The 7,731-nt window shown below is 71.0% G+C and carries 8 protein-coding genes; 4 read left to right on the top strand and 4 right to left on the bottom strand.

Annotated elements, in window-relative coordinates; all coding sequences use genetic code 11:
- Positions 1-1,110: lyase family protein (locus tag H0X00_RS19470; RefSeq protein WP_293774073.1), on the top strand; the 1,110-nt coding region annotated here is incomplete at its 5' end.
- A 90-nt stretch (positions 1,111-1,200) separates the two neighbouring features.
- On the opposite strand, the gene H0X00_RS19475 is transcribed toward H0X00_RS19470, so the two are convergent.
- The 4 genes from H0X00_RS19475 to H0X00_RS19490 form a co-directional block, all read right to left on the bottom strand.
- Entirely contained in the window at positions 1,201-1,410 is a 210-nt protein-coding gene (locus H0X00_RS19475) for a hypothetical protein (protein WP_293774074.1), read from the bottom strand.
- 193 nt (positions 1,411-1,603) lie between these two features.
- Positions 1,604-2,569, bottom strand: a complete 966-nt coding sequence (locus tag H0X00_RS19480) for a 1-aminocyclopropane-1-carboxylate deaminase/D-cysteine desulfhydrase (protein ID WP_293774075.1) — start codon at positions 2,567-2,569, stop codon at positions 1,604-1,606.
- On the bottom strand, positions 2,566-3,894 hold the full coding sequence (locus tag H0X00_RS19485; RefSeq protein ID WP_293774077.1) for an adenylosuccinate lyase family protein: 1,329 nt from the start codon (positions 3,892-3,894) through the stop codon (positions 2,566-2,568). The genes H0X00_RS19480 and H0X00_RS19485 overlap by 4 nt, the downstream gene beginning before the upstream one ends.
- The gene (locus H0X00_RS19490) at positions 3,891-4,787 is read right to left on the bottom strand and encodes a hypothetical protein (RefSeq protein ID WP_293774078.1); all 897 of its coding nucleotides are present in this window, start codon (positions 4,785-4,787) and stop codon (positions 3,891-3,893) included. The genes H0X00_RS19485 and H0X00_RS19490 overlap by 4 nt, the downstream gene beginning before the upstream one ends.
- 122 nt (positions 4,788-4,909) lie before the next feature.
- On the opposite strand from H0X00_RS19490, the gene H0X00_RS19495 reads away from it, so the two are divergent.
- From H0X00_RS19495 to H0X00_RS19505, 3 genes are all read left to right on the top strand, one after another.
- Positions 4,910-5,686, top strand: coding sequence for an SDR family NAD(P)-dependent oxidoreductase (locus H0X00_RS19495; protein WP_293774080.1), 777 nt, complete (start codon positions 4,910-4,912; stop codon positions 5,684-5,686).
- Positions 5,687-5,773: 87 nt separating this feature from the next.
- Positions 5,774-6,292 (top strand): VOC family protein, encoded by a 519-nt coding sequence (locus H0X00_RS19500; protein ID WP_293774082.1) that lies wholly within the window; start codon positions 5,774-5,776, stop codon positions 6,290-6,292.
- 209 nt (positions 6,293-6,501) lie between these two features.
- On the top strand, positions 6,502-7,455 hold the full coding sequence (locus H0X00_RS19505) for a type IV toxin-antitoxin system AbiEi family antitoxin (RefSeq protein ID WP_293774083.1): 954 nt from the start codon (positions 6,502-6,504) through the stop codon (positions 7,453-7,455).
- The last annotated feature ends 276 nt before the right edge of the window (positions 7,456-7,731 follow it).

Consider the following 7,731-nt stretch of genomic DNA (forward strand, 5'->3'; position numbering starts at 1 on the left):
GGCCTGCTCGACGCGGCGGCGGCGATCGTGGTCGCCGCCGGCGAGCAGGCCGACGTTCACGCCGAGACCTTCATGGCCGAGCAGACCTACCTGCAGCACGCGCAGCCCTCGACCTTCGGGCACTACCTGGTCGCGTTTGCGCACGCGGCGCTGCGCGACATCGACCGGCTCGAGGCGGAGCTGGATCGGCTCAACCAGAGCCCGGGCGGGGCCGGCGGGGTGAACGGCAGCGCGCTGACCGGCGACCGCGAGGTGGTGGCCGGCCTGCTCGGGTTCGACGGGGTCATCGAGCACACCCGGGACGCGATGTGGCAGACCGACGGCTACGTCGCGCTGCTCGGCGCCGTCGCCTCGCTGGCGGTCACGGTGGCGAAGATGGCTGAGGACCTGGAGATCTGGGCCTCCAACGAGTTCGACTACGTCAGCCTGGCCGAAGGGCACACCCGCACCAGCGTGCTGATGCCACAGAAGCGCAACCCGTACGCGTTGACCATGGTCCGGGGTGAGGCCGGCGTCCTGATCGGCCGGCTCACCGGGCTGCTGGCGACGACCAAAAGCCCGTCGGCCCGCAGCGACAACCTGATCTTCGCCTACGGCGAGGTCCCGCGGGCCCTGGATCTGGCGACCCGTCAGGTCGCACTGATGGCCGGGGTCACCTCAGGCCTGACGGCGAACCCGGAGCGGATGTACCAGGCGCTGGAGTCCGGCTACTCGCAGGCCGCGGACCTGGCCGAGCACCTGATGGTGACGCTGGGCGTGGACTACCGGACCGCGTATGAGGTGGTCGGTGCCACCGTGCGGCGCGCGGCTGCGGAGAAGGTGCGCGGGATCGACATCACCGGCGAGATGCTGGACGCGGCCGCGGTCGAGGTGACCGGGTCGCCGCTGGGCGTGACGGGCTCGGACCTGAGCCAGGCGCTGGACCCGCGGTCCATCGTGCGGACCCGCAACACCCGGGGTGGGGCCGAGCCCTCGGTGGTGCGCACGATGGCCGCGGAGGCGGTCGCGACCGGTCGCGCCGCCGCTGCGCGGGTGGCTGAGCGGACCGCGGCCTTCGACGCCGTCGAGGCGGCGCTGGTGGCCGAGGCGAAGCGGATCGTCTCGGGCTGAGACCGGGCCGGACATGGCGATGCCCGGACGACCTGGGTCATCCGGGCATCGGGGGTGCAGCGATCACGCTGCGGATGGTTCAGGCCAGTTTCAGGTGGAGGTCGAGGCCGAGGTCTTGGCGGCCACGGACCGACGCTGGCCGGGGACGCGACGCGCGAAGTTGGCCTCCTGCGCGAGCTTGTGATCGGTGCAGAACCACATCGTCGCCCGGTAGAGCGGCGTGGTCACGGTGACCAGATGGGGCGCGGGCTGGCCGCACTCCGGATGCTCGTTCGAGCTGAACCAGGAGCAGGTGTGCATGTCGTCCTCCGTGCGTGGGTCGCCGGTGCAGGCGGGCGGTGCTGACTCGTTGCGCGCTTTCACGGGGTCAGACGGCCGGGCATCCAAGACGGTTTCACCCGGCGGGGAAATCCTCTGGACGATCGACCTTGAGTCAGCCGAAAGGTTGATTTCCCGGGAGCGAAAGCGGACAGAGCAGGGCGAGCTGCGGGGTCTATTTCGCGAAGAACAGGGTGGGTGCCCCGCCGGTGACCAGAAAGATCACGGGACCTTCGACCCTTGAATCCGCGGCGGCACTGATCAGCCCGGCCATGGCCTTGGCCGCGAACACCGGATCCAGGAAGACGCCTTCGGTCCGGGCCACCAGCCGCGCCGCGTCCGCCCCCGAATCGGAGCGCCGGCCGTAGGCGCCGAGCTGGTCGCCGCGGACCTCCGGCAGCTCGACCGGCGCCGGCGCCCCGATCAGGGCGCAGGCCCCGGCGGCGGTGTCGGCGATCCGCGCCGTGCACTCCTCGACCGGACGGCTCACGCTGACTCCGACCACCCGATAGCCCGGGCGCAGCCAGGACGCGCCCGCGACCAGACCGGACTGGGTGCCGCAGGACCCGGTCGCGGTCCACACCGTGGCCGGTTCGAGGGCCCGCTCGTGCAGTTGGCCCACGAGTTCCAGCGTCCCGGCGACGTAGCCGAGGGCGCCGACCGGCGTCGCCCCGCCCCGGCCCAGCGAGTACGGCCGCCGCCCGTCGACCACCAGCTTGGCGGCCTCGTCGGCCACGCCGCGGTCGACGGAGGTGCGGTCGGTATCTCCGGTGAACACGACCCGCGCCCCGGCCAGCTCGGCGAGCGCGAGGTTGCCGGTGGCCGGCACCGGGTCGCCGTACATCACCAGCACCGCGTCCAGGCCGCGGGTGCGGGCGGCCAGCGCGGCGAGCATCGCCCAGTTCGAGGCCGGCCCACCACCGGTGACCAGGGTGTCCGCGCCGACCCGTTCGGCGTCGCCGAGCACGTACTCCAGGGCGCGGACCTTGTTGCCGCCCAGGCCGAGCCCGGTCAGGTCGTCCCGCTTGAACCACACCTCGACGCCGAGCTCGACCGACAGCCGTGGCGCGGGGTGCAGCGGAGTGGGGAAGGTGCCGAGCCTGGTGCGGGGCTGGGCGGACAGGCCGACGTGGGGGTTCACGTCTTCAGCATCCGGTCCACGAAGGCGGTGGCCGCGCCGAGGGCCTTGGCCGGGTCGGTGGCGGCCTCGATCTGATCCGGCGTCAGAAGCTGCTGCTCCAGGAGCACCTCGGTGAGATCGACGCCGCGGTCGATCCCGGCCATCGCGGCGGCGTACACGGCCTCGTGGGCGGCGTGCTTACCGATCCGGTCCGACAGCGCCCGCATCAGCGGCTCGGAGAGCAGGTACCCGCGACGTTCGTCGAGATTGGCCCGCATCTTCTCGGCGTTGACCTGCAGGCCCGCCAGCAACCGGGCGGCGAAGCCGAGGGCGGCGCCGGTGAGTTGCGCCGACTCCGGCACCGCCAGCCACTCGGCCTTCCAGGACCGGCCGTCCCGCTCGTGCAGCGCGATCAGGCCCTCCAGGGAGCCGGCCGCGTTGGCCCGGACCCGGCGGGCCAAGGTGTCCAGGTGCTCGGCCAGTTCCGGGTTGCGCTTGTGCGGCATCGTGATGCTGCCGACCTGGCCGGGAGTGAAGGGTTCGGCGACCTCACCGATCTCGGGACGCTGCAACTCGAAGATCTCGTTGCCGATCTTGCCCAGCGTGCCGCTGACCATCGCGAGCAGCCAGGTGAACTCGGCGACCCGGTCCCGGGCGGTGATCCACGGGACGTCGGGGGCGGCCAGGCCGGTGCGGTCGGCGAACGCGTCCAGCAGGGGGAGGGCCGCCTCGCCCCAGAACTCCATGGTGCCCAGCGCCCCGCCGAGCTGGACGACCTCCAGGCGCGGCCGGGCCTGCGCGATCCGTTCCTGATGCCGCGTCAGTTCATCGGCCCAGATCGCGGCCTTGAATCCGAAGGTGATCGGCAGGCCGGGCTGGCCGTGGGTGCGCCCGCACATCACGGTGGTGCGGTGGTCTCGGGCGAGGGTCAGGCAGGCCTGCCGGCAGCGTCCGACGTCGCGGTCGACGATGTCGAGGACTGTGCGCATCGTGCGTGCGGTCGCGGTGTCGGTGATGTCCTGCACGGTGGCGCCGTAGTAGACCCACTCGTGAACGTCGGTGGGCAGCAGCGCTTTGAGCCCACGGATGAGGCCGAGGGTGGAGTGCCCGGTGGCCCGGGTCTGCGCCGCGACCTCGGTCAGGTCGAGGGCGTCCACCTTGGCGCCCGCGGCGATCGCGGCGGCGGCGTCGGCGGGGATGAGCCCGACGTCGGCCTGCGCGGCGGCCAGGGCCGCCAGCACGTCGAGCCAGGACTGGGTGCGGCCGCGGTCGTCGAAGAGCTTGTGGAGTTCGGGGGTGGTCCAGAGATGGCCGTAGATCTCGGAGTCGGACAGGTGCGAACTCATTCGGGCCCGATCAGAAGTAGCTTCCGGAGCCCGTCGCGGATCTCGTCCAGGTTCGCGCCCCAGGGCACGACCGCGGTGCGTCCGCCGACGTCCAGGCCGCGCTCGATGAGGCAGCACTTGATCAGGGCGTAGTCCCCGCTGGCCGCGAAGTCCTCGTCGGCCTCGAGGCGAGCGCGCGGGCACAGGTCGACCCGGGGCGGCTCGTCGCCGTAGAAGTGCCGGTGGAACTGCAGCGAACGCTCGCAGCCGATCAGCAGCCAGTCCTCGCGGGTGGCCGGGCGGGTGTCCAGGAAAGCGACGTCGGCGCCGGCCGGCGCGGCCCCGGAGCCACGGCAGGGCAGCAGATAGTGCTCGGCGGGGTTGGCCGCGACCAGCTCGTCGACGTTCACCGCATCGAGGATCAGATCGATCGGGGGCAGGTCCTCGTCGAAGGCCACCACCTGCTGGGCCTGGGTGAGCAGCTTGGGTGGGCTCGGCGGCACGACCTCGGTGACCCTGACCCGGATCGGCTGCGGCCGATAGAGGAAGTTGACGTGCTCGAACATGCCGAGCACGACGGTGGCGAGCTTGCCGGGGACGGCCACGCGGGCCAACGCGGTGGCGTTGCCGGCGTCGACGTCGGGGTCGACGACGAAGCCGACCTGCTCCGGCAGGGCCAGGACCAGGGCCTCGGTGACGGGGGAGAACAGCGGGACCTCGCTCTCCTTGACCACCTGGACCAGGGCGGTCTGCTCGCCGTGGCGCAGGGCGAGGTACTCGGTGCGGCGGTAGACCTCACGACCGAGCAGGAACGCCAGGATCGCGGGCTCGGTGAGCGGGAAGTCGACCTCCTGCATCGAGAGCCCGCGGTAGGGGTTGGCCCACGTGTTCGGCGGGGGCGGTCGCAGCGCCATTCAAGTGACGGTAGTTGCGAGCGGGGCGGACGCCATAGTCCGCAGGCCACATATTTCCCCGGTTTCTTTGCGCGGTCCCGGACATGCGGTGGCCCAGCCGGGGCGGGCTAGGGTCGCGGCCCATGGGTGAGCGGTTGGCAGGACGCGTCGCGCTGGTGACCGGCGGGGGCTCGGGGATCGGGCGGGCGACCGTGCTCCGATTTGTGGCCGAGGGGGCCGCGGTGGCCGTGCTGGACGTCCGCGGCGAGGCGGCGGCGGAGACCGTCGCCCTGGTTCCGGACGGCTCAGCCCTGGCACTGACCGCCGACGTCACGGTGGCCGCCGAGGTGGATGCGGCCGTCGACGCCGCCGCAGCCCGGTTCGGCCGGCTCGACGTCCTGGTCAACAACGCCGGGACCTTCGGTGTTCTGGGCAGCGTCGAGGTCATCGACGAGGCGGACTGGGACCGCTGCATGGCGGTCAACGTCAAGGGCGTGCAGTTGTGCTCGCGGGCGGCCCTGCGGCACTTCGCTCCGGCGCCCGGTGAATCAGCGGGGATCGTGAACGTCGCGTCCGTGGCCGGGCTGGTCGGGATCGGCTGGGCCTCGGTGTACTGCGCGTCCAAGGGCGCCGTGGTCGCGCTGACCCGGCAGATGGCCCTCGACCTCGGCCCGCGCCAGGTCCGGGTGAACGCGGTGTGTCCCGGCACCGTGCTCACCCCGATGAGCGAGCCGCTGCTGGCGGTGCGGGGCGGCGGCGACCTCGCCGCCGGCATCGCGATGACCGTGGAGAAGTACCCGATCGGCCGGCTGGGGACGCCGGCGGAGATCGCCGCGGCGGTGCTGTTCCTGGCCTCGGAGGAGGCCTCGTTCCTGACCGGCTCCATCGTCGCCGCCGACGGCGGGATGACCGCAGGCTGAGTCCGGGCTGGGTCCGGACTGGACCTGACGTCCGAAGCAGGGTGAGCTATAGCCCACGCTTGTTCGGACGCAACGGAGGATCAGTCGATGCCACAGCCCGAGGGTGCCGAGCTCGAGGCCGTCCGGGCCCGCCGTGACGAGCTTCGATCGAAGTACGTCAGGCCGAAGGTCGAACGCCCCGCGCCGCCGACCGGAGGCATCCATCACCTCGCGCTGATCTGTCGCGACGTGGAGGAGACCATCCGCTTCTACCAGGAGTTCCTCGGCTTCCCACTGGTCGAGCTCGTGGAGAACCGCGACTACAACGGCTCCAGCCACTTCTTCTTCGACCTCGGCAACCGCACGCTGCTCGGCTTCTTCGACTTCCCGGGTCACGACCACCCGGAGTACTCCGAGACCATCGGCAACGTCCAGCACATCGCGCTGTCGGTGACCCCGGAACGGTTCGACGAGCTCAAGGCCAAGCTCGACGGCGCCGGCACGGACTACCTCGGCCCGGACCGCGGCGTGCACAACAGCATGTACTTCCGCGACCCCCACGGCACCGGCATCGAGTTCTACCGGGAGCGGCAGGGCTACTTCGAGGACATCCCCCTCGTCGACTGATACGCCGGGCACGGGCGCCGCAGGCACCTGGGCATCCATGCCTGGGTGACCACGACGCGCCGCTGGGGGCGCGGCGTGTCGCGCCGGCAAGGCATGGATGCCCGTCTGACGAGGTCGCGATGTTCACAGTGGCCGGGGCGGTGGCGGTCGTCCACAGGAATCGTTCGTGGGCTGGACCGGAGGCGCGCGACTGACCAAGGTCGCGCCGCATGGGGGATTTTCTGGACGACTGGCGTGGACCGTTCACCTTGGAACAGGCTCGCGCGGAGGGTTTCGACCTGTCCGACGTCCGGCGAATGGCTCGGGCCGGGTACATCCGCCGATTGCGCGCCGCCGTCTACGTCTCGACGGCTGACCTGGCGGCGGCTTCGTCAGATCCCGCGCTGCTGCACGCCCTGCATGTTCGAGGTCTGCAGACGTCGTTCAAGACGCCGGTCGTGGCTGCGGCTGCCTCGGCCGCACAGATCTACGGCCTGGAGTTTCTGGACCCGCCGCACCAGGAGCTAGTCGTCATGACCGGGGACCTCACGGTCTCGGGCACCCATCGCGACGGGTACCGGCTGCGAGTGGCGCAGCTGCCGGATCACCACGTCACCGAGCTTCACGGGGTGCGGCTGACCACGCCGGCCCGAACGATCGTCGACCTGTGTGCGGAGTTGTCGTTCGTGGGCGGTGTGGTGGTGGCTGAATCCGCCGTTCGCAAGGGCCTGGTGACGGTCGGGGAGTTGGGCGAGACCGCGGAGTGGCCGGCGTTCCGGCGCGGCATCGTCAAGGTCCGGCGGGTGATCGATTTCCTCGATCCGGCGTCGGAGTCTCCGTTGGAATCCGCGTCCCGGGCCACGTTTCCGGAGATCGGGATCAGAGTCCCCAAGACACAGGTCTGGCTGGTGGTCGGCGGCGTGCGGATCCGCGTCGACTTCTTCTGGGACGACGTTCTCGTCGTCGGCGAGGCAGACGGATTCGGCAAGTACCAGGCTGCACCTGGAGAGGATCCGCTGGCCGCCATTCGTCGTGAGAAGTCGCGCGAGCAGCTCGTTCTCGAGGACGGGCTCGAGGTTGTGCGATGGGGTTGGCGGGAGGTCCGAAATCCAGCCCTTCTGCAGCGCCGCCTCGCCGCCGCTCTGGCCAGAGGCGCAGAGCGCCAGCGGGGTCGCGGGGCATGACGGCCGCCCTTCAGGCCGGCATCCATGCCTGGACGCCACGACACGCCGGGGGGTCTACGGCGTGTCGTGGTCATCAAGGCATGGATGCCCGGAGGACCGGGGCCGGAGGGCGTTCCGGTTGCAGGAGTCGAACATATGTTCTGCATATTTGCTTGAGTGCAGTGATCCTTATCGGGACTGTTATCTGACGATCAGTTCGTTCAGCGGGTGTGGATCGGTGGCGACGGCCTGCTGGAGCAGGCGGTAGAAGAGCATGCCGCGGGCACTGGAGTTGCG

The organism is Sporichthya sp. (genome assembly GCF_013815995.1).
GTDB lineage: Bacteria > Actinomycetota > Actinomycetes > Sporichthyales > Sporichthyaceae > Sporichthya.